Origin of the sequence: Pseudomonas baetica (assembly GCF_002813455.1) — a bacterium.
GTDB lineage: Bacteria > Pseudomonadota > Gammaproteobacteria > Pseudomonadales > Pseudomonadaceae > Aquipseudomonas > Aquipseudomonas baetica.
This window is the reverse complement of sequence record NZ_PHHE01000001.1, coordinates 1,162,557-1,184,422: the sequence shown is the minus strand read 5'-3', so window position 1 is coordinate 1,184,422 and position 21,866 is coordinate 1,162,557. Positions and strand designations below refer to the sequence as shown.

The following is a 21,866-nucleotide window of genomic DNA, read 5'->3' as shown; positions in this document are numbered from 1 at the left end:
CTATTCACCGTCCCAGTAATCAACCCCGTCCGCCTGCCGCGCCACCGCGACAAAGCCTGACGCATTGCCCTGGGCATCCACCTTGAAGTTGTCCATCACCGCGTATTTGTTCGAATCCGGGTATTCGCAGATGTCCGGCTGCTGCTGGGTGCTGACCGCCAGATAGCGCAATTCTGCGGCGCTGGTATTGATGATCTGATGCGCCTTTTCCGGGCCGCCCGCCGGGCAGGCAATCACATCGCCGGCGCGGATCGGGAAACGCTCGGCGCCCAGACGCACCTCGCCCTCCCCGGCCACTACGTAAAACATCTCTTCATTGACCCGATGACTGTGAAACGGACTGCCGCGCATCCCCGGCGGCAGTGCGTACAACCGATAACCGAGTTTCTGCGCGCCAAGCTGCTGGCCGATCCGGGCCGTGCGCTGCTGATAACGCGCGGCGGTTTCACCTTCGGGAGACAAGGCTTCGGGCAGGGGTTCGAGTTCGACCTGGTGCAGGTTGAGGATGGGCGGATGCATGCTGAACCTCGGTTTTTTTGTGGGTGGGCAAGTCTGTGCTTGCTGGTCGGGCAGTATAGGCAATGGACACCGTGGCGCGGCCATCGCGAGCAGGCTCCCCCCTACAGGGGAATGCATTTCAATGTGGGAGCGAGCCTGCTCGCGAATAGGCCCACACTGTCACCACAAAATCTTGGCTGATCAGCTGCGGGCAAACGCCACCGCCGCCTGAAACTGCTCCTCGGTCGGCCGCACGCCGGTGTACAGCACAAACTGCTCCAGCGCCTGGATCGCGATCACTTCCAGCCCGGTAATCACTCGCTTGCCTTCGGCCCGACCGCGCACGATCAGGGGCGTTTCCGAAGGAATCGCAACGACATCAAACACCGTCTCAGCCGCTTGTATCACCTCAGGCTCGAACGCCAGTTGCCCCGCCTCCGGGCCGCCGTCCATGCCCACTGGCGTCACGTTGATCAGCATCTGCGGGCGCTCATCGCCCAGTTCAGCCTGCCAGCGACACCCCAGCGAATCCGCCAGCGCACGTCCGGCGCGCTCGTTGCGGGCCACAATCAAGCCGTTTTTATAGCCAACATCGCGCAAGGCACTGGCCACCGCTTTGGCCATGCCGCCGCTGCCACGCAGGGCGAAGGTCGATTCCTTGGGCACTGCGTGGGTTTTCAGCAGTTGCTCGATGGCGATGTAATCAGTGTTGTAAGCCTTGAGATGGCCGTCGGTATTGACGATGGTGTTGATCGACTGGATCGCTGCCGCCGACGCATCCAGCTCATCGACCAGCGCAATGCAGTCTTCCTTGAACGGCATCGACACACCGCAACCACGAATGCCCAACGCCCGGATCCCGCCGACGGCGCCGTTCAGGTCCTGGCTGCGGAAGGCCTTGTAGTAGAAATTCAGGCCCAATTGCTCATACAAATGGTTATGAAAACGCAGACCGAAATTCCCTGGGCGCCCTGAAAGGGACATGCACAGGTGGGTGTCTTTGTTGGGGTTCATCTGCATGAAACTTCTCCTTCAAACGCACTTTCGGATGGACGGGATTAGCCATGCCATCGGGTTCTGTTCGATCATATCGCCGGTCTGCACCCGGCCTTGGCGAGCCTGTAAAGATGGCGGTACAGACCTTACACAAAATTTACCCAGCCGCCGTGCTGTTTTTCAAAATGTTGCTGTCTTAGAAGTATCCCCGCGACAACTGTGGGCCTGGTGCAGGCCCGAACGCCGGGTCGAAGAACCGAGGAACTATCATGATTCGTAAACTCCCCATTATGGCCTTACTGGTTGGCGCACTCGCTGTCACAGGCCAGGCAGAAGCCGGTGGTGGCCATGGCTGGCAAGGCCCTGCGGTGTTTGGCGCGATCGTCGGCTCGGCCATCATCGGCTCGGCGCTGATCAACCAGGACCGGCCGGTGTACGTGCAGCAACAGCCGGTTTACGTTCAACCGCAACCGGTCTACGTGCAGCAACCGCCGCCACCGGTCTACTACCAGCCGGCGCCGGTGTATGTGCAACAACCGGTCTATGTTCAGCCGGCCCCTGTTTACTACGGCCCGCCTCGCGGCTATTACGGTCGACCCCATGGCTACTACGGCGGCCCACGCTGGTAACCGAAAGACAGAGCCCCGCTATTGAGCGGGGCTTTTTTATGACCGTCGGTCGGCCAGCGTCTGAAAAAACCTCGCCAAGGTCGCTGCGAGGACAGTTTCAACAGCTAAAGTCGGCATGATGGATTTGACCGTTGGGGGCCAAACATTAAACGGTCATCTTTTTGTCATGACGGAACCGCAATCTGAATCCGTCCGTAAACAACAGGTTGATAACAACAAGGACGACCCTATGCCTACACAAAACCCGCACCGCATCGTCGGGCTCTGCACCTCCAGCAAGGTGTACAGCGCGCTGACCGAACTCAAGCACCTTGAAGGCCACCGTTGCGCCAAGTTTCTTTCGCTATTGGCGGAAAACCTTGTGCACAAGGGCTTGCTCAATGAGCGTGAAGTCATGCACATGCTCGATCAAGTGGTCGATTGAAACAGCCCTCACTGTTATCAATGACCACTATCGAAAGCGTTGATTGTCCCTGAGAGCGACGAATCCCTAAGGTAGCCCCATCGTTAGATGGAGGTATGTGTCATGGCTCAGGTTCAAATCATGTCGGTCATCGGCAGCGCCGTTCCCGCACCACTCAGAGAGCTGGGATTGCTCGCCTGTTGGTACGTGGTGCGTGACGGCGAGGCGATCAGCGGCCCCCTCACCTCGCTGCCAGCGGCGCAGGCCTTGTCGCAACAGTTCATCAGTGCGCCGTTTCACGCCTAGGGCAGTTGCACCTTGGGCTTGGTCTCGACGAACAGCGCCCAGCTGGACATGAACAGCGCAGCGATCAGCGGCCCGATCACAAACCCGTTGAGGCCGAACACCGCCAGCCCGCCGAGAGTCGAGATCAGGATCATGTAATCGGGCATGCGCGTGTCCTTGCCCACCAGAATCGGGCGCAGCACGTTGTCCACCAGGCCGATCACAAACACCCCGAACAAGCCCAGCACCACGCCCTGCCAGATCATCCCGCTGAGCAGGAAGTAGACCGCGACCGGCGCCCAGACAATCCCCGCACCCACCGCCGGCAACAGCGACAGAAACGCCATCAACACCGCCCACAGCAACGCGCTGGGGATGTCGAGAAACCAGAAAATCGCTCCACCCAAAGCACCCTGCGTGATCGCCACGACCAGGTTGCCCTTGACCGTCGCCCGTACCACCCGGTTGAACTTCAGTTGCAAACGGCGCTTGTGGTTCTCCTCCAGCGGTACGGCGGTGCGCACCTTGCGCGCCAGTTCCGCACCGTCGCGCAGAAAGAAAAACAGCAGATACAGCATGATGAAAAAACTCACCACAAACTCGAACGTACCCTGGCCAAAACTGAACGCCTGGCTCGCCAGCACCTGACTGCCCTGCATCGCCGCTTTGACGATTTTTTCGCGGACCCCGTTGAGTTCACCCATGCCGAAGCGGTCGAGCAAATGCTGAAAGTACTGCGGCAGGCTGTGTTTGAACTGCGCCAGATAGGCTGCAATGTCCAGCTTGCCGCTTTCGATATTGGTGTAGACGGTCGCGCCTTCCTGCACCAGCAACACGCTGAGGATGATCACCGGCAAAATCGCGATCACCAGACAGGTACCCAACGTACACAGCGCCGTCAGGTTGCGTTGCCAGCCGAATTTCGCCTGCAAGCGTCGCTGCATCGGCGCAAACAGAATGCCGAGAATCACCGCCCAGAACACCGCGCCGTAGAACGGCAGCAGAATCCAGATGAAGGCCACCGTGACCAGCACCAGCAGCACCGTCAGGGATTTGAATTGAAGACTTTTTACGTTCATGTCCGGTCCATGTCATTCAGGCGTCAAGCACGCCCCGGTGCTTAGTCCGCCGCAGCGTGCGCGAGTGCCATCTTTATTCATGGAGCATAGTTGCGGATCGGCGCGAGCCAGACAGCGAACGAGCAATTGCACGATTTGCGCGGCGGTAACGACATTGCCGGTTTCTACACGGATCAACCTCAAACCACCCAAACGTAGATCCAGATCAATAAAGCCGGCTGGCAATCTCACTACGCTGCCGCGCTTTTGCGACCGATGCCGCCATGATCCCCACCACCACCCTCGCCACCCCCGAACTGCTTGCCCCCGCAGGCACTTTGAAAAACATGCGTTACGCCTTCGCTTATGGCGCCGATGCGGTCTACGCCGGTCAGCCGCGCTACAGCCTGCGAGTGCGCAACAACGAGTTCGACCACGCCAATCTGGCGCTGGGCATTCGCGAGGCACAGGCGCAGGGCAAGCGGTTCTACGTGGTGGTCAACATCGCCCCTCACAACGCCAAACTGAAGACCTTCCTCAAGGACCTGGCACCGGTGATCGAGATGGCACCGGACGCGCTGATCATGTCCGACCCGGGGTTGATCATGCTGGTGCGCCGGCATTTCCCGCAGATGCCGATCCACCTCTCGGTGCAGGCCAACACGGTGAACTGGGCGAGCGTCGAGTTCTGGCAACAACAAGGCCTGAGCCGGATCATCCTGTCGCGCGAACTGTCGCTGGAGGAGATCGGCGAGATCCGCGAGCAAGTACCGGGCATGGAGCTGGAAGTGTTCGTTCACGGCGCACTGTGCATGGCCTACTCCGGGCGCTGTCTGCTGTCGGGTTATATGAACAAGCGCGATGCCAATCAGGGCACCTGCACCAACGCCTGCCGCTGGAAATACTCGGCGCAAGAGGCCACGGAAAACCAGCTCGGCGAGATCGTTCAGACATTCCAGCCCGAACCGACCCTGGGCATCGGCGCCCCGACCGATCAAGTGTTCCTGCTGCAGGAAGCCAACCGCCCCGAAGAGTTGATGCCGGCCTTCGAGGACGAACACGGCACCTACATCATGAATGCCAAGGATCTGCGCGCGGTGCAGCATGTCGAACACCTGACCCGGATGGGCGTGCATTCATTGAAGATCGAGGGCCGGACCAAATCGCACTTCTATTGCGCACGTACCACCCAAGTGTATCGCCGGGCGATTGATGATGCGGTGGCGGGACGGGAGTTTGATCGCAGCCTGATGACTGATCTCGAATCACTGGCCCAACGCGGTTACACCGAAGGCTTTCTGCGCCGTCATGTACATGACGAGTACCAGAACTACTTGAACGGCAGCTCGGTGTCGGAGCGTCAGCAGTTTGTCGGCGAGTTGACCGGCGAGCGGCGCGATCGCTTGGCCGAGGTCAAGGTGAAGAACCGCTTTGCCCTGGGTGATCATCTGGAGTTGATGACGCCCAAGGGCAATTTCCACTTTGACCTGCATGACTTGCAGAACCTCAAGGGCGAAGCGATCGAGGTGGCGCCGGGGGATGGGCATACGGTTTACTTGCCGATTCCGGATGCGGTGGATTTGCGGTTCGGGTTGTTGATGCGGGATTTGGGCTGAGGCCGCCTTCGCGAGCAAGCCCGCTCCCACATTGGATTTGTGTCGTATCTGAATCCAGTGTGGGAGCGGGCTTGCTCGCGAAGAGGCCAGGACAGCCAACACATCCATCCAATGCCTGTCAGCGCCGATCATCCGACAACGGCGTCGGCTCATCCGCCGGTGGCACGTCGTCAGCCGCTGGCGGATCCTTCCAGTCATCCGGCCGCTCAGCATCACTCAGAGGATCATGCCCGGGGCTCATCCCCGGCGGCGCATCGTGATCCGCCAGCGTTGGCTCATCCGTGCCCGGCATCGGGCGGGTTGGGTCGGTAGGCAACACACCACCCTGAAACAGCAAATCATTAGCCATGACGCACCTCACCAAGGAGGTCCGGAATACCCGGGCCATACAACTTGGAAGCGAGCGTGCGCGCAGCGTGCTATCGACCAGACCAACGGCGATCAGCCCTGCGCACTGAATCGATCTCGGCTGTTGGTCAAATGCAGCCACATGGCAGCACGCGCCGCATCCGCATCCTGACGCTTGATCGCATTCAGAATCGCCTCGTGCTCCAGATTGGCCAGTTGCCCCAGCTTGGTCAAATCCGCCGCCCCGCGTTCGACCGCGTTGACCCGGGTGCGTGGAATCATCGCACTGCCCAGGTGCTGCATGATCTCGCTGAAACAGACATTGCCGGTGGCCTCGGCGATCAGCAGATGAAAGCGTCGATCGGCCTCGACGCAGCTGTCGTTGTTGGCCAGCAGGCGTTGATAGTCATCCAGTGCCTGACGCATCTGCAGCAATTGCTGTTCGGTACGCCGTTGCGCCGCCAGCGCCGCTGCTTGCGTCTCCAGGCCCATGCGCAACTCGAGAATGCTGCGCACCCCCAGCGCCGTATCGACATTCAGCCGTAGCCCCTGCTCCGGCGCCCGCTCAATCACAAACGTGCCGATACCGTGACGTGTCTCCACCAACCCCGACGCCTGCAACTTGGAAATCGCCTCGCGCACCACCGTGCGGCTGACACCGTGCTCCTGAACGATGGAATTCTCCGACGGCAGCTTGTCGCCGGGTGATAGCTGCCCCAGCAGGATGCTCTGCGTGAGTTTTTCCACCAGGTCGTGGGCCAGGTTGTGCGAGCGTTTGCGGGCGGGGGCGTCGAGGTCTTCTTGCATGGTTTATTCCGCTGTCGAGACTTGCCGATCGTAGCATTGCGACGGGCGACGGAGTCGAACGATTTGGCGCTTGATCAGCCACCAGCTTGTATGACAACACGAAAATCGGTGGATGTCAGGGCCTTCATCCTTCCATCATCAGCAATGTCTGCTGGGCAGCACAAACGGTTCATGACCGCCTAAATACCCAGCACTCATTGAATAGGCCCGCAGGAAACTATGAAAAAAAGCCCATCTACAGAAAATAATCAGCTCTACCCACTTGTAGGACAAAAAAATCAGGTTGTATGATGTCTATCAACAACGCAGTAAGCGCCGTACCCCGCATAAAAATAATCAGTGGGAGAAAACCAAGTGAAAACCTCCGTCTCCGGGATGAATGAGGCCGTTGATTCAACGCTCGCCTGCGCCATCTCGAAAGTGAAACGCCACGTCCTGCCGCTTTTCGTGATCATGTTCATCGTCAATTACATTGACCGGGTGAACATCGGCTTCGTCCGCACCCACATGGAACACGATCTGGGCATCGGTGCCGCCGCTTACGGCTTCGGCGCCGGTCTGTTCTTCATCGGCTACGCGCTGTTCGAAGTCCCCTCCAACATGCTCTTGCAGAAAGTCGGTGCACGCATCTGGCTGACCCGCATCATGTTCACCTGGGGTCTGGTCGCCGCCGGCATGGCGTTCATCCAGAACGAAACCCACTTCTACATCCTGCGTTTTCTGCTCGGCGTCGCCGAGGCCGGGTTCTTTCCTGGCGTGATCTACTACTTCACCCGTTGGTTGCCAGGTGTTGAACGCGGTAAAGCCATTGCGATCTTCCTCAGTGGTTCAGCCGTGGCCTCGTTGATCTCCGGCCCGCTGTCCGGCCTGCTTCTGCAAATCAACGGGCTGGGCATGCACGGCTGGCAATGGATGTACTTCATTGAAGGGATGTTCTCGGTGGGTCTGTGCGTGTTCGTCTGGTTCTGGCTCGACGCCAAACCCCACGATGCGAAATGGCTGACCCGCGCCGAACAGGACGCCTTGGTCAACGCCATCGACGACGAGCAAAAGGCCCGCGAAGCCGCCACACCGATCCGGCCATCGATAGGCAAACTGCTCAAGGACCGGCAAATCATCCTGTTCTGCCTGATCTACTTCTTCATTCAACTGACGATCTACGCCGCGACCTTCTGGCTGCCGAGCATCATCAAGAAAATGGGCGAGATGAGCGACTTCCAGGTCGGCCTGTTCAACTCGATTCCGTGGCTGCTGTCGATTATCGGCATGTACGCCTTCGCCACGTTCTCGGCCAAGTGGAAACACCAGCAAGCGTGGGTCGCCACCGCGCTGCTGATTGCGGCGGCGGGGATGTTCATGTCCACCACTGGCGGGCCGATCTTCGCTTTTGTCGCAATCTGCTTTGCGGCGCTGGGGTTCAAATCCGCGTCGTCGCTGTTCTGGCCGATTCCGCAGGCGTATCTGGATGCGCGGATCGCCGCAGCGGTGATCGCGCTGATCAACTCGGTCGGCAACCTCGGCGGTTTCGTCGCGCCGACCACCTTCGGTCTGCTCGAAGAACACACCGGCTCGATTCAGGGCGGCCTCTACGGCTTGGCGGCGACCTCGATCATCGCCGCGATCATCGTGTTCTTCGCCCGTACCACAGCGAAACCCGCAACAGTTGCCGGGGTGGCCGAAGCCACGCCGAAGCACGCCTGACTTCCCGTTTCCAAGGATAAAAACAATGCACGCAAACGACACCGCCAAAGCCCCGATCATCACCGCCATGCACGTCATCCCGGTGGCCGGCCATGACGGCATGCTGCTCAACCTGAGCGGCGCCCACGGGCCATTCTTCACGCGCAATATCGTCATCCTCAAGGACAACGCCGGCCACACCGGTGTCGGTGAGGTGCCCGGCGGCGAACGCATTCGCCAGACCCTGGAAGATGCACGCAGTCTGGTGATCGGCAGCGCGATCGGCACGTATCAGAAGATCCTCAATCAGGTGCGCCAGACCTTCGCCGACCGCGATGCCGGCGGTCGTGGCCTGCAAACCTTCGACCTGCGCATCACCATTCACGCGGTCACCGGTCTGGAAGCCGCCCTGCTCGATCTGCTCGGCCAGCACCTCGACGTGCCAGTCGCGGCGCTGCTCGGCGAAGGACAGCAACGCGATGAAGTGAAGATGCTCGGCTATCTGTTCTACGTCGGCGACCAACGCGAAACCGACCTCGCCTATCGCAGCGAACCGGACGCCGAAAATGACTGGTTTCGCGTGCGTCACGAAAAGGCCATGAGCGCCGAATCGGTGGTGCGCCTCGCCGAAGCCGCTCACGCCAAATACGGCTTCAAGGACTTCAAACTCAAAGGCGGCGTGCTCAGCGGCGATGCAGAAATCGAAGCGGTGACGGCCTTGGCCGAACGCTTCCCTGATGCACGCATCACCCTCGACCCGAATGGCGCATGGTCACTGAAAGAAGCGATCCGTTTGTGCCGCGATCAGCATCACGTTCTGGCTTACGCGGAAGATCCGTGCGGGGCTGAAAACGGTTATTCTGGCCGTGAAGTCATGGCCGAATTCCGCCGTGCCACCGGGCTGAAAACCGCCACCAACATGATCGCCACCGACTGGCGCGAGATGGGCCACGCGATCCAGTTGCAATCAGTGGACATCCCGCTGGCCGATCCGCACTTCTGGACCATGCAAGGTTCGGTGCGCGTGGCGCAGATGTGCCATGAGTGGGGGCTGACCTGGGGCTCGCATTCCAACAATCACTTCGATATTTCCCTGGCCATGTTCACCCACGTCGCCGCCGCTGCCCCCGGCGACATCACCGCCATCGACACCCACTGGATCTGGCAGGACGGCCAGCGCCTGACCAAGGCACCGCTGCAAATCGTCGACGGCTGCGTGCAGGTGCCGAAGAAACCGGGGCTGGGTGTCGAGTTGGACATGGATCAGGTGGCCAAGGCTCACGAACTCTATAAAGGCATGGGCCTGGGCGCGCGGGATGACAGCGTGGCGATGCAGTTTCTGATTCCGGGGTGGACGTTCGATAACAAGCGGCCGTGTCTGGTGCGCTGAACCTGATCTGCAATCCACCACTGTCCCCTGTGGGAGCGAGCCTGCTCGCGAAGGCGGTATAACAGCCAACACTTCTGTCGACTGACACACCGTTTTCGCGAGCAGGCTCGCTCCCACAGAGGGCTCTGTATTAACCAGAGATTTGTAGCAACCATTCCTTGAACGCCAGCATCGCCGCCGTCTCCGGCCGCGACTGCAATCGCGTCAGCCAGTAACTGCCCGTGGTGATCTCGATCGCAAACGGCTGACAAATCGCCTCTGCCGCCAGTTGCCGGGCGAACATCAGCGGCGGCGCCAACGCCACGCCGCCGCCCTGCAATGCCGCCTCCATCATCGCCAGCGACGAGTCGAAGACGATGCTCTGCGGCGGTGCTGCCTGCGTCGCCATGCCCGCTGCCTGAAACCACTCCGGCCACTCATCGGTGCGGTAAGAACGCAGCAGCGTTTGCTGCAACAAATCGCCCGGTACGTGCAATTGCCGGGCAATCTCCGGGACGCATAACACCGACAGCGGCGCGTCGAGCACGCGGATTGCCTCAATGCCGTGCCACGCCCCGGCGCCAAACCGGATCGCGTAGTCCAACCCTTCGGCAGCGACATCCACACGATTGTTGTTGGTCGACAGCCGTAAATCTATGAGCGGATGTTTCGCCCGAAAGTCCGCCAGCCTCGGCAACAACCACCCCACGGCGAAGGTGCCCACCGCGCCCACGGTCAACATCTCGCGATGCTGTCCGCCAGCGAGGCGTTCGAGAATCTGCGCGATGTGATCAAACGAGGTGCTCAACACCGGCAGCAAGGTTTCGCCTTCACTGGTCAGCATCAGCCCGCGGGGCAGACGTTTGAACAGGGTGACGTTGAGCTGCGCCTCAAGACTTTTGACCTGATGACTGACGGCAGCCTGGGTCACGCACAACTCCACGGCAGCGCGGGTGAAGCTCAAATGACGCGCCGACGCCTCAAAAGCGCGCAGTGCGTTGAGCGGCAATTGTGGTCGAATCATGCCCTGCCCCAAATTTTTCTAATGGCTCATCCGAGATTTCATCGTTTGTCGACGAGTGCCAGAGTGCCTAAATTGTCGGCGCTGATCAGCCGCCCAACATTACAATTGCCCACAGTCTAGCGGGATAACACCCTCAACACTCATGGAGAGTGGTTCATCTATGTCATTCATCAACTCGAGCAAAGTCATTTACTATAGTGCTTTCGGCCTGTTCTTCGGTGCCAGCGCCTGCATGGCCGCACCGCAAACCGAGCAACAGCTGCAAGCACTGGTCAAAGGCGCCGTCACGCCGGTGATGCAACAGCAGAACATCCCCGGGCTAGCCGTTGCCCTCACCATCAACGGCAAGCAGCATTACTTTAACTACGGCGTCGCCGCGAAAGACACCGGGCAAAAGGTCAGCGAAAACACCTTGTTCGAAATCGGCTCGGTGAGCAAAACCTTCACCGCGACACTCGCCGGTTACGCTCAAGCCACCGGTAAACTGGATCTGTCGACCAAGGCCAGCAAGCTTTGGCCACAACTCAAAGGCAGCGCCTTCGACAACATCAGCGTGTTGCAACTGGGTACTTACAGCGCCGGCGGCTTGCCGCTGCAATTCCCCGCCGAGGCGGATTCGGCGGACAAGATGCTCGGCTATTACCAACAGTGGAAACCGGATTATCCGGCGGGCAGCCATCGCCTGTATTCCAATCCGAGCCTCGGGTTGTTCGGCTATCTGACGGCGAAAAGTCTGGGCCAGCCGTTTGATCAGGCCATGAGCGAAACCCTGCTGCCGCAACTGGGCCTCAAGCACACTTTCATCAAGGTGCCCGCTTCCGAAGCCAAGCTGTACGCCCAGGGTTACGACAAGCAAGACCAACCGGTTCGGGTCAGCCCGGGCGCGCTGGATTCCGAAGCCTACGGCATCAAAACCAGTGCCGCGGATCTGCTGCGTTACGTCGAGGCCAACCTCAAACCGGCCAGCCTTGAAGCGCCGCTGCAAAAAGCCATCGCCGCGACCCACACCGGTTACTACACCGTTGGCGACATGACCCAAGGCCTGGGCTGGGAACGTTATGCCTACCCGATCAGCCTCGATCAATTGCAGAACGGCAACTCGACGCCAATGGCGATGCAAGCGCACAAAGTTCAGTGGCTGACTCCGCCACAACCTGAACCGGCCAATGTGCTTTACAACAAAACTGGCGCGACCGGTGGTTTCGGCGCGTATGTGGCGTTTGTGCCGTCGAAGGATCTGGGCATCGTGATCCTGGCGAACAAGAATTACCCGAATGCGGAACGGGTGAAGATTGCGCATGAGATTTTCAGTCAGTTGACCGAATAAAGATCAAAAGATCGCAGCCTGCGGCAGCTCCTACAGGATCGGGTTTTCACTCGGTCAATGTAATTGGATGGACTCGCCCAAGCCGAGGCGTCAATGCGCCACGGTGGCAGTCTAAACAGCCATCGACAGCGAGGGCGAGTCCATGAAAAATCATAGTTCGAATGATCAATCCCTGTCTTCTTCCGATTTGTCGGCCTGCACAACTTTGGCGGTAGATCTGGCCAAACAGGTCTTTCAGGTCGCTGGTGAAGATGTCCTCGGCCAGGTGCGCTATGAACAGCGGATCAAGTCGCGTGAGGCGTTTTATGAGTTTCTCCAACAGCTGCCGCCTCATGTCGTGGTTTTGATGGAGACCGGTCCGGGAGCTCAAGCCTGGGCCCGGCAGTTGCAAGACAAAGGTAATCTGGCGCGGATTCTTCCAGCCGGTTTGGTGACCACACACCGCAGTGGGCCTAAAAATGATCGCAACGATGCGCTGGCGATTCTGCGCGCTGGTCGCGATGAAAAAATCTGCGCGGTACCGGTCAAAAGCGTTGCTGCGCTGGCAATGCAAGCGCTGCATCGCGCCCGTCAGGGCTATGTGCGTCGACGCACGGCGGTCAGCAATCAGATGCGCGGCCTGCTGCTCGAGCACGGCGTGGCCTTGGCGCAGGGCGATGTTGCGATCAGTCAGAAGATTCCGCGGGTACTGGAAGATGCGACCCAGCCACTGCCTGGCCTGCTGCGTGAATTGATCGACGAACTGTTGGCTGAGTGGCGCCATTTGGGCGAGCGCATCGGCGTGTTGACGGGCCGCCTGGAAGTGGCCGCTAACGCCGACATGACAGCGAGGCGACTGATGACCGTGCGCGGCATTGGCCCAGTCATTGCCACGGCACTGGTGGCCAAGGAAACCAACCCTGAGCGGTTTCCCAATGCCCGCAAGTTTGCCGCGTACTTTGGCATGGTGCCTGACCAGCACAGCAGCGGGCAGACGGTCCGGCTGGGCGACATGACCAAGCGAGGTGATGTTTATTTACGCAGCTTGATGATCCAGGGAGCCCATTCGGTCCTGCAACAACTGCGACCTGATTCCCTGCAACCCGATGACCGCCGCTTGTTGCGGTGGATGAGCCGACTGGGCCGTAAGGAGGCTGCGATCAGGTTAGCCAACCGCAACCTACGAATCGTCTGGGTGCTTCTACAGAATGACCAGTCTTATCGTCGTCATGCTGGTAATGGTCAGTAAGCGACGATAAGCCACTGAGCGACCGAGTTCTGCCACCGAGGTACTGACTGTCCGACCCTTTGCTGAAAAAAATTGACCCCAGGTAAGACCGGCGTGGATTGATGCCTAAGCTCCTACTGGCCTTCGAGGCCTGACTGTAATCGGCATGCCACGAGCTCTTCCAATTTTGGCCAGAGGCCGAAGACGGCTTCCACGAATAGGCCTAATACATAGATGCAACGGGGCGACAGTTTTCAAAAAACGGGTAGACAGTGGGGGCGAGTCCATACATAGGAGCTGCCGCAGGCTGCGATCTTTTTTCGTTTCAGCGCTTAAAGCTGCGCCTTCAAGCGCCACCCGATGACATCCATCAAGTCACAGCTATCGCGCAACGGAATCGCCAGCACCCGGGCGAAATCCTGCAACAGCAATGCATCGTGTCCCTTGCCCTCGTCCAGCGAAAGGCTCTCCATCAGCTGCGTCACACAGCGCAAGCGGTACGCCGCTGTGCCGTGCAACACGTCAATGGGGGCTTCGCTGTCGATCAGCAGACAGGGGATTTTGCAGTCAATCCCGGTGATCGGTATGTAACGCGCCATGGATGAACCTCCCTGTTCAATATTGAGTCGCGGCTGGCGGCGGATCGAGATTGTCCAGCGCACGGTTGACCAGCAATTCGCCGACCACCGCTAATTGCTGAATCGACAGGGCAAGGCTGCGCTGCGAATCGTCCAGTTTGCAGGCCATGTCGGTGGTCAGGACGTTGAGAGAAGCGAGGGTTTCGCAGGCGTGGGTCAGTAGCGTGGGGGTATCAATATCGGGGCGGATGGTGAAGATGTAGCTTACGGGATCGGGGTGATGCGGATGGCGCAGGCGTGTGTTGTGGGAGTCGAAGGTTCCTGAATCGGTTGAGGATTCAGGGGGATTCGGTGTGTGTTTTTTCATGAGTTAAGACCTCAGTACATTGAAGAAAAAACTGCCGAACTCACTTCCACGAGAGGGTGGCAGCTTTGCGCAGGTGTGGAAGTCCGGGGAGGTCGAGAAAAACCCGGTGCACTCGAGAGTGCTCGGGGGTGTCAGAAATTTTGTGTTCGGGCATAACATGAGTAAGAGGTGCATGTATGCCAACCAAAAAGAAACCCCTGCGTGACCTACCAAAAATCCCCAAGGAGCTGCTCGAAGAGTTCGGTGAGGGGCTGATTACCGCAGAGGCTATTGAAGACGCTTCTGCGGCCTTCAAGAAGGCCTTGATTGAGCGAGCATTGAGTGCCGAGCTCGGTCACCACCTGGGGTATCCGCCGGGCGCGCAGCGCCCAGAGGATGAAACCAACCAGCGCAATGGCAAAACGGGCAAGACGATTTTGACGGGGGATGGCCCGCTGCGGCTGGAGATTCCCCGTGATCGGGATGGCAGTTTTGCCCCCATTCTGATCCCCAAGCATGAGCGGCGTTACACCGGTTTTGATGACAAGATCATCGCCATGTATGCCCGAGGCATGACCGTTCGAGAAATCCGCGCTTTCCTCTCTGAGCAATACGGGACGGACGTTTCCCATGACTTCATCAGCTCAGTCACGCACGAGGTGATGGAGGAAATTGGTGCGTGGCAACAGCGACCGCTTGAGCCGATGTACCCAGTCATTTTCTTCGATGCGCTGCGGGTCAAGATCCGAGAAGAAGGCCTTGTCCGCAACAAGGCGATTTACTTGGCGCTGGGTGTTTTACCCGATGGAACGCGCGATATTCTTGGTATCTGGATCGAAAACACCGAGGGTGCGAAGTTCTGGATGAAGGTCTTCAACGACCTCAAGACCCGCGGCGTAGAGGACGTGCTGATCGCCGTGACTGACGGTCTCAAAGGCATGCCAGAGGCGCTAAGCGCAGTATTTCCGGCAACAACGCTGCAAACATGCATCGTCCACTTGATCCGCAACAGCCTCGATTACGCGGCGTGGGACAAGCGCCGTGAGCTGGCCAAGGCGCTAAAACCGATCTATCAAGCCATCAACGCAGAAGCGGCTGAGGAAGCACTGGATGCCTTTGAAAATGGCCCTTGGGGTAAGCAATACCCAACGGTGGTGGCGGCCTGGAGACGAGCCTGGGATCGAGTGATTCCATTTTTTGTCTTCCCGCCTGCCATTCGAAAAGTGATCTATACGACCAACGCTATCGAAAGCATCAACGCTCAGCTACGCAAGATCATCAAGACCCGGGGCCACTTCCCGACGGATGACGCAGCGACCAAGCTGATCTGGCTTGGGCTGCGTAACATCACGGCAAACTGGGGCTCGGCGGCTCATGACTGGAAGAGTGCGATGAACCAATTTGCGATTCTGTACGGAGATCGATTTATCAGGCCGACCTGGTAAAACCCGGCCTGCCTGACGGCAGGCCATTACCGGCCCGCACACAAAAAATCTGACACTCTCGCTCGCTCCTGCGCATAGCTGCCATAAGCAAACAATGTTGGCATAAAAAACACCAATATGTGTTCACAGGCGCACATGCGCTCACGACCAACCCGGACTTCCACATCCGACCACTGTTTATTTCAGTGGCCAAAGAAGGTTATCCCTCGGCCTCAAAGCGCACCAGTTCACCAACGCCGCCGCGACTTGCAGGAAATATCCGCGGTAGACGCAGGCCTTTGCCTCAGACATTTCCGTAGGAATATGCTGCAACGAATTTTGAGGAGCGACTGAATTTTTTGTATCTAAATTGCGGCGGATCAAGTTGCTGGGGAAGAACATAATGCGCGCCAGTACACTCAAACCGACCACCCCCATAGGGCGTTGCAATGGACATCAAAAGTTTCAAACTCTCCAATGTCGGTCGATTCTCCGATTTAGACATGCTGTTTGCCCCTACCAAGACACACCAGTCGAATATCACGGTTCTATTGGGAAGTAACGGGGTCGGGAAATCCACGGTTCTGAAATCGCTGAACATTTGCCTGAGCTGGTTGATCGCCAGAATTCGTTCCAATTCAGGCAATGGCAAACGCCTTATCAATGAAGACATCCGAATGGGCGCCACTGGAGCCGTCATTTCGATTGGCGTCACAGACCAAACACACCCACGAGCAAAGATCCTCAATACCGATTCCGAAAACGAATTGTTCGTATGGGGTATTGCCCGCAGGCGAGACGGACTGGAGTCTTCTGCACATAGCTCTCTAACCGAAGTAAGGCTTCTTGCAGACCACTACCGCAGCCAACTGACTGCCAAAGACAGTGCCTCACTGCCATTGATTGTCTATTACCCAGTCGAACGAAATGTTCTAGAGATTGCGCTGAAAACGCCCAGCAAGATCGCCTTCGACCAAATCGACGGTTACGACAACACCTTCAACGGTGGCGCCGATTTTTGCCGATTCTTCGAATGGTTTCGCGACCGCGAGGACAGCGAAAACGAGGACAGTATTTCCGACCGTGTATTGGTAGAGGTATCGGAAAAGTTTGGTACAGACAGCGATGCATGGAAAACCCTCGCCAGCGTGAAAGCCTCCTCCCGAGACCGTCAGTTGACAGCCGTTCGCTCGGCCATCACTGCTTTCATGCCGGGTTTCGCCAACTTACGGGTACAACGCAAACCCCACCTGCACATGGTTATCGACAAACACGGAGAAACACTCAATGTTGCCCTGCTCTCGCAAGGCGAAAAGTCTCTGATGGCGCTGGTCGGCGACATTGCGCGGCGCCTGGCGATGATGAATCCATCAATGACCAACCCACTGTATGGCGACGGCATCGTTCTTATTGACGAAGTCGAACTGCACTTTCCCCTCGAATGGCAACACTGCCTGATCCAGCGATTGGGCGAGTCTTTCCCCAATTGCCAATTCGTTTTGACGACGCATTCCCCATTAGTCATCAGAGACGGCAAAGATGTACTGATTTACAAGCTTGAAGACATCCATCCCCACGACTAAAAAAACTATTCAGTTCAGAGGCAATCAGTGAACCTGACTATGGCGCTGATAACAAAAATGGGCGACCTGCTGAGGTCGCCCATTTTTTTGATTCAGGCCATGCCATCAATCATCGGGCATTTCCGGCGGCTTGCTCGGTTTTGCAGGCTTGGTCGGCTTGGCGCCTTTTGCACCTTTGGCCGGTTCTGGCTCGGCGGCGGCCGGGGCCTGAGCGGCGGCTGCAGCGGCCGCTTCCTTCTCGGCCATTGGCATGGCGTCGATGGTCTCGAAGATCTTCTTCAGGTCCACCGATTTCGCCTCATCCCACGACGCCGAGAGTTTGGTCTCGCCGTCCTTGCCCACCAGGAAGACTTTCGGATAAGCACCGGCCCCCAGCTTCAACGAGCGCAGCAGCGCCATGGTGTCTTGTTGGCCCATGTCCTTGCCGTCGAGCTGGCCGGACATGTTGAGGATGGTGTAAACCTTGATGTTGCGGTCGGCCACGCCTTTTTTGTTGGCGGGGTCTTCCAGCGACTTTTTCAGGCTCACCCACACCGTGTCGACGGTGCTTTGCGCGATCACGATCAACGGTCGGGCACGGCCCATGTCTGCGGCAATCGGCGAATCGTTGTCAGCGGCGAACAAGGGGCCGGCAATCGCCAGCAAGAGTGTCAGGGTCAGTGACCTGATGAGCATGCGCATCTCCTTTTGATATCCACGCTCTACTGATTGCGCATCGCGGCGATTGTTCCGGGCTGTGTCCGGCAAATATGTTTCGCCTTGTCAGAAGCTTAGGTCAGGACCGGCATTGCGCAACCGAACCCGTGCAATCGTAACGACGATTTGATTACCGTGCAGGCGCGCATTAGGGTGGCAGTTCTGCCCACGAAATGGAGTTCACCCACATGCACATGGACTACCTGTGTGATCGCCCCGAATTTGTTGAAGAACTGGCCGAACTCAACTTCAACGAGTGGGGTGAATTGCGCTGCGGCGATACGCTCGAGGCTCGCACCGAACGCATGCGCAAAGCCTGCGGCAAAGGTGCGATCCCCAGCGTGGTGGTGGCGATTGAGGACGGCAGGTTGCTCGGTGGCGCGCTGCTGATCGACAGCGACATGAAAACCCGTCCCGAGCTGACGCCCTGGCTGGCCGGGGTTTATGTGAAGGCAGAGGAACGTGGACGCGGAGTGGCTTCGCAACTGGTCAATCGGATTGTCGAAGAGGCCAAGGCGTTAGGCGTGCAGACGTTGTATCTGTACACCGATGCGGCGCAATCGCTTTATGCGCGGCTGGGTTGGGAGGTGGTCGAGGAGCTGGTTTACGAAGACTTGCCGGTGACGGTGATGAAATACACCACTCGGAATCCGTCATAACAATAACCTGTAGGAGCTGCCGCATGCTCCTACAGGGGAAATTGTCAGCAGGAATCAAAACGCCAATTTGTAGCCGATCAGCAACAGCATCGTCGCCAGGCACGGGCGCAGCACTTCATCGGAGATGCGCCCGGTCAGGTGACTGCCAAGCCAGATGCCCGGCAACGAACCCACCAGCAGAAAACCCAAAACGCCCCAATCCATGTTGCCCATGCTCGCGTGGCCCAGGCCTGCGACGAGGGTCAGCGGGACGGCGTGGGCAATTTCAGTGCCGACCAGACGGCGGGTCGGCAGCAGCGGATAGAGGATGAACAGCGCGACGGTGCCGAGGGCGCCAGCGCCAATCGAGGTCAGGGCGACCATGGTGCCGAGGATCAGCCCGGTGATCACGGTCATCACATTGAGCCGCGAACCGCTCGGGTTGTAGTTGCCGCCGGCGCGTTTGTGGGCGAATTCCAGCAGGCGTTTCTTGAAGAAAATAGCCAGCGCCGTGGCGAACAGCACGAAGCCCAGCGCCTGTTTGATGATGGCGTTCATCGCATCCGGCGCGGTGTGCAGGGTGCTGAGGAACCACAAGGTCATCGCCACTGCCGGCACGCTGCCGAGGGTCAGCCAGCCAGTGATGGCCCAGTCGATGTTCTTGTTCTTTCTATGGACGAGCACGCCACTGGATTTGGTGATGGCCGCGTACAACAGGTCGGTGCCCACCGCCGTGGCCGGGTTGATGCCGAACCACAGCAGGATCGGCGTCATCAAGGAACCGCCGCCGACACCGGTCATGCCGACAATAAAACCCACCACCAGCCCGGCAATCACCAGGCCGAAATTTGCCAATTCCATTAAGACGTCCAGAAAAACGACAGGGAAAATCTGGCCCGCAGCATAGCGATTTTTCTTATAACCACATATATCGATGCGGTCTATCGTTATGCCATATAGAACTCACCACCATTCTCCACCTGTGGGAGCGAGCCTGCTCGCGAAGACGTAGTGTCAGTCGACAGATGAGTTGAATGACCCACCGTATTCGCGAGCAGGCTCGCTCCCACAAAGGTTATGGAGTCAGTGCACCCGCCGCCCCGGTTTGAAACTGTGATGGCGGTTGATCCACACCGTGGCGAGGGCAATCAGCGAGAGAATCAGCAGCGCCCACGGAAACGACATCGCCCCCGCCCGATCCAGCAGCAACCCACCAAACAACCCGCCACCGGCAATCGCCACGTTCCATGACGTGGTGAGCATCGCCTGCACCACATCAACATGGTCGCCCGCCGAATCCGCCGCCGCTGTCAGCAACAACGTCGCCGAGCCACCAAACGACAATCCCCACACCGCCATGCAGCCATAGATCAGCCACGGCGACGGCGAAATCAGCGCCAATACCAACGCCGTCACGGCAAACACCGCCAGGCTGATCAGCGTCAGCCAGCGCAACCAGCGATCCACCAGCAGACCGATGATCCAGATCCCCACCAGCGAACACAGACCAAACACCAGCAGCACCAGATCAACGCGCTCGGCCAGTCCGGCCTGCATCAGAAACGGTGAGATGTAGGTGTAGAGAATGTTGTGCCCGAGCATCCACGTCAGCACCACAAACAGCACTGGCCGCACGCCCGGCAGGCGCAGGGACTCGAGCAGTGGCAAGCGTTCGGCGCTGGTCTGCCCCGGACGATCCGGCACCGCGATGACGATCCACGCCGCCAGCACCAAGGCCAGTGCCGACATGATCCCGAACGAGGCGCGCCAGCCGATCAGATTGCCTAGCCACGTCCCGGCCGGCGTGCCCAGCGACAACGCCACCGGCGTGCCGAGCATGGCAATCGCCAGCGCCCGCCCCTGTTGATGCACCGGCACGATGCCACGTGCGTAACCGGCCATGATCCCCCACGACAGCCCCGCGGCCATGCCGGCAAGAAAGCGCGAAGCCAGGGTCAGGCCGTAGTGGCTGGAGAACGTGGTGATGGTGTTGAACAGCAGAAAGCCGCCCACCGTCATCAACAACACCCGCCGCCGTGGCCAGCCGCGCGTGGCGACGGTCAGCGGAATTGCCGCGACAATCGAGCCCAGCGCATACAGCGTCACCAGTTGCCCGGCGAGCACTTCGCTGACGTTGAGCCCGGCGCCAATTTGTGGCAGCAGCCCGGCCGGCAGGGTCTCGGTGAGGATGGCGATGAAGCCGGTCATGGCGAAGGCCAGCAACGCGGCATAGGGCAGTTTGTCCGCGCGGGCGGCGCGGTCGATATGAGTGAAATCGGCGCTTGCGGGGTCGGTCATGACGGGTGCAGCTCCCTTTGGATCAATAGTGGCGATGGATTGTATACAAAAAACCCACTCACAATTTGATCAATGTGGGAGCGAGCCTGCTCGCGAATGCGGTGGATCTGTCAGAGATTCAGCGCCTGGAAGATCGCTTTCGCGAGCAGGCTCGCTCCCACATTGGATCTGCGCACTTACTGCACCGGCAAAAAATTCAGGAACAGCAGACTCTGCGCGTAATTCAGGCCAATCCGCCGGTAACGCTCATCGAGCATTTGCGTAAGCAGATCAAGACGCGCCACGACTTTGCCGAACTCGGTGGCGAAGCTCAGGTTGCTGCCCTCCTCCGAAATCTCATTGGAGAACAGCAGCGGCTGGCCTTCCTTGTTCTGGCGCTGGGACAGAATCCACGTGGCTTTTTCGATGTTGCGCGCGGCGTTGTGAACGAACGTCGGGTTGATCGCGTCAGTCATGTAGAACTCGACGCGATTGCCATGGGCGGTCACCAGCATGCTGCCGATGGCATAGATGAACGCGCCGACCCGATCACCGAGAAACTCCGGGCTCATCGCATAACTGAGCGCTGCCAGATCCTTGCGGCCGCCCAGCACCGGCAACGGCTGTTGCTGCTCGATGGCCAGGCGTACCTGTTTCACGGCGGTGTTGATAGTGAGGAAACCGGATTTGCGCAGCTCGTCCGGGTTGCGCAGGTACAGCTTGCCCATCAACCGATAAAGACTGTTGAGGTTGTCGCGCATCGCCAGCGTGGCCATCCGATCAACGCTGGTCTGCAGAAACTCCTGCGGTTGACCGTCACGGATCTGCGCGATGAAACCATTGCCGTCCTGATGCGTGCAGCCGCTGACAAACAGCGACGACAGACAGGCCAGCAACAGGCACGGGCGATGAACAACACGGGCGATCAGGTGAAAAGCTCTCGGCATGAATTCTCGAACAGGCACATTCCTGTGCGGCGGGAGTCACCGCATCCTGGCCATGGATAGAGCCGCCAATTGCCGAAAAGTGCAGTGTCGGCGCTGTTTCCCGACCTTCGGCGCATCATGCAAAGCCATT

The 21,866-nt window shown here is 58.8% G+C and carries 23 protein-coding genes; 11 read left to right on the top strand and 12 right to left on the bottom strand.

All coding sequences use genetic code 11. From position 1 onward, the window contains the following. On the bottom strand, nt 1-519 hold the full coding sequence (locus tag ATI02_RS05335; protein WP_095191915.1) for a cupin domain-containing protein: 519 nt from the start codon (nt 517-519) through the stop codon (nt 1-3). A 180-nt stretch (nt 520-699) separates the two neighbouring features. Beyond that, complete coding sequence (locus ATI02_RS05330) at nt 700-1,518, bottom strand: shikimate 5-dehydrogenase (protein ID WP_100845662.1); 819 nt, start codon at nt 1,516-1,518, stop codon at nt 700-702. A gap of 245 nt (nt 1,519-1,763) precedes the next feature. Between ATI02_RS05330 and ATI02_RS05325 the strand changes: the two genes are divergently transcribed. From ATI02_RS05325 to ATI02_RS05315, 3 genes are all read left to right on the top strand, one after another. Beyond that, nucleotides 1,764-2,123, top strand: coding sequence for a hypothetical protein (locus tag ATI02_RS05325; protein ID WP_095191917.1), 360 nt, complete (start codon nt 1,764-1,766; stop codon nt 2,121-2,123). Between the two features lie 229 nt (nt 2,124-2,352). Further along, on the top strand, nt 2,353-2,547 hold the full coding sequence (locus ATI02_RS05320; RefSeq protein WP_016984641.1) for a hypothetical protein: 195 nt from the start codon (nt 2,353-2,355) through the stop codon (nt 2,545-2,547). 102 nt (nt 2,548-2,649) lie between these two features. Further along, nucleotides 2,650-2,832, top strand: coding sequence for a hypothetical protein (locus ATI02_RS05315; RefSeq protein ID WP_095190737.1), 183 nt, complete (start codon nt 2,650-2,652; stop codon nt 2,830-2,832). On the opposite strand, the gene ATI02_RS05310 is transcribed toward ATI02_RS05315, so the two are convergent. Next, entirely contained in the window at nt 2,829-3,890 is a 1,062-nt protein-coding gene (locus ATI02_RS05310) for an AI-2E family transporter (protein ID WP_095190738.1), read from the bottom strand. The two genes, ATI02_RS05315 and ATI02_RS05310, sit on opposite strands and share 4 nt — an antisense overlap. Before the next feature lie 263 nt (nt 3,891-4,153). On the opposite strand from ATI02_RS05310, the gene trhP reads away from it, so the two are divergent. After that, the gene (trhP, locus tag ATI02_RS05305; protein WP_100845661.1) at nt 4,154-5,485 is read left to right on the top strand and encodes a prephenate-dependent tRNA uridine(34) hydroxylase TrhP; all 1,332 of its coding nucleotides are present in this window, start codon (nt 4,154-4,156) and stop codon (nt 5,483-5,485) included. A gap of 118 nt (nt 5,486-5,603) precedes the next feature. Here trhP and ATI02_RS05300 read toward each other — a convergent pair whose 3' ends face one another. Both ATI02_RS05300 and ATI02_RS05295 read right to left on the bottom strand, forming a co-directional pair. Beyond that, on the bottom strand, nt 5,604-5,834 hold the full coding sequence (locus ATI02_RS05300; protein WP_095190740.1) for a hypothetical protein: 231 nt from the start codon (nt 5,832-5,834) through the stop codon (nt 5,604-5,606). 92 nt (nt 5,835-5,926) lie between these two features. Beyond that, the gene (locus ATI02_RS05295; protein WP_100845660.1) at nt 5,927-6,640 is read right to left on the bottom strand and encodes a FadR/GntR family transcriptional regulator; all 714 of its coding nucleotides are present in this window, start codon (nt 6,638-6,640) and stop codon (nt 5,927-5,929) included. Nucleotides 6,641-6,994: 354 nt separating this feature from the next. On the opposite strand from ATI02_RS05295, the gene ATI02_RS05290 reads away from it, so the two are divergent. After that, nucleotides 6,995-8,341: an MFS transporter gene (locus ATI02_RS05290; protein ID WP_100845659.1), complete on the top strand. Its 1,347-nt coding sequence runs from the start codon at nt 6,995-6,997 to the stop codon at nt 8,339-8,341. Nucleotides 8,342-8,366: 25 nt separating this feature from the next. Beyond that, nucleotides 8,367-9,710: a glucarate dehydratase gene (gene gudD, locus ATI02_RS05285; protein ID WP_095190743.1), complete on the top strand. Its 1,344-nt coding sequence runs from the start codon at nt 8,367-8,369 to the stop codon at nt 9,708-9,710. Between the two features lie 130 nt (nt 9,711-9,840). Here the strand turns inward: gudD and ATI02_RS05280 are convergent, their stop codons facing one another. After that, the gene (locus tag ATI02_RS05280; protein WP_095190744.1) at nt 9,841-10,713 is read right to left on the bottom strand and encodes a LysR family transcriptional regulator; all 873 of its coding nucleotides are present in this window, start codon (nt 10,711-10,713) and stop codon (nt 9,841-9,843) included. A 160-nt stretch (nt 10,714-10,873) separates the two neighbouring features. On the opposite strand from ATI02_RS05280, the gene ampC reads away from it, so the two are divergent. Beyond that, entirely contained in the window at nt 10,874-12,040 is a 1,167-nt protein-coding gene (gene ampC, locus ATI02_RS05275; protein ID WP_100845658.1) for a class C beta-lactamase, read from the top strand. A gap of 187 nt (nt 12,041-12,227) precedes the next feature. After that, complete coding sequence (locus ATI02_RS05270; protein WP_100848419.1) at nt 12,228-13,268, top strand: IS110 family RNA-guided transposase; 1,041 nt, start codon at nt 12,228-12,230, stop codon at nt 13,266-13,268. A 311-nt stretch (nt 13,269-13,579) separates the two neighbouring features. Here the strand turns inward: ATI02_RS05270 and ATI02_RS05265 are convergent, their stop codons facing one another. Both ATI02_RS05265 and ATI02_RS05260 read right to left on the bottom strand, forming a co-directional pair. Continuing rightward, a complete protein-coding gene (locus tag ATI02_RS05265; RefSeq protein WP_095190746.1) occupies nt 13,580-13,846 on the bottom strand; it encodes a hypothetical protein in 267 nt (88 codons plus the stop codon). A gap of 16 nt (nt 13,847-13,862) precedes the next feature. After that, complete coding sequence (locus tag ATI02_RS05260; RefSeq protein WP_095190747.1) at nt 13,863-14,192, bottom strand: DUF6124 family protein; 330 nt, start codon at nt 14,190-14,192, stop codon at nt 13,863-13,865. 176 nt (nt 14,193-14,368) lie between these two features. Between ATI02_RS05260 and ATI02_RS05255 the strand changes: the two genes are divergently transcribed. After that, entirely contained in the window at nt 14,369-15,616 is a 1,248-nt protein-coding gene (locus ATI02_RS05255; RefSeq protein WP_095191982.1) for an IS256 family transposase, read from the top strand. Between the two features lie 428 nt (nt 15,617-16,044). Then, nucleotides 16,045-17,178 carry an AAA family ATPase gene (locus ATI02_RS05250; protein ID WP_095190748.1) on the top strand — a complete coding sequence of 378 codons (1,134 nt, stop codon included), beginning with the start codon at nt 16,045-16,047 and terminating at the stop codon, nt 17,176-17,178. A gap of 105 nt (nt 17,179-17,283) precedes the next feature. Here the strand turns inward: ATI02_RS05250 and ATI02_RS05245 are convergent, their stop codons facing one another. After that, nucleotides 17,284-17,853: a DUF4174 domain-containing protein gene (locus ATI02_RS05245; protein WP_100845657.1), complete on the bottom strand. Its 570-nt coding sequence runs from the start codon at nt 17,851-17,853 to the stop codon at nt 17,284-17,286. 209 nt (nt 17,854-18,062) lie between these two features. Between ATI02_RS05245 and ATI02_RS05240 the strand changes: the two genes are divergently transcribed. After that, nucleotides 18,063-18,533 carry a GNAT family N-acetyltransferase gene (locus ATI02_RS05240; protein ID WP_100845656.1) on the top strand — a complete coding sequence of 157 codons (471 nt, stop codon included), beginning with the start codon at nt 18,063-18,065 and terminating at the stop codon, nt 18,531-18,533. Between the two features lie 54 nt (nt 18,534-18,587). Here the strand turns inward: ATI02_RS05240 and ATI02_RS05235 are convergent, their stop codons facing one another. From ATI02_RS05235 to ATI02_RS05225, 3 genes are all read right to left on the bottom strand, one after another. Continuing rightward, nucleotides 18,588-19,373 carry a sulfite exporter TauE/SafE family protein gene (locus tag ATI02_RS05235; RefSeq protein ID WP_095190751.1) on the bottom strand — a complete coding sequence of 262 codons (786 nt, stop codon included), beginning with the start codon at nt 19,371-19,373 and terminating at the stop codon, nt 18,588-18,590. A 222-nt stretch (nt 19,374-19,595) separates the two neighbouring features. Further along, nucleotides 19,596-20,810 (bottom strand): MFS transporter, encoded by a 1,215-nt coding sequence (locus ATI02_RS05230; protein ID WP_100845655.1) that lies wholly within the window; start codon nt 20,808-20,810, stop codon nt 19,596-19,598. Between the two features lie 176 nt (nt 20,811-20,986). Beyond that, on the bottom strand, nt 20,987-21,736 hold the full coding sequence (locus ATI02_RS05225) for a hypothetical protein (RefSeq protein ID WP_100845654.1): 750 nt from the start codon (nt 21,734-21,736) through the stop codon (nt 20,987-20,989). Nucleotides 21,737-21,866 lie beyond the last annotated feature (130 nt).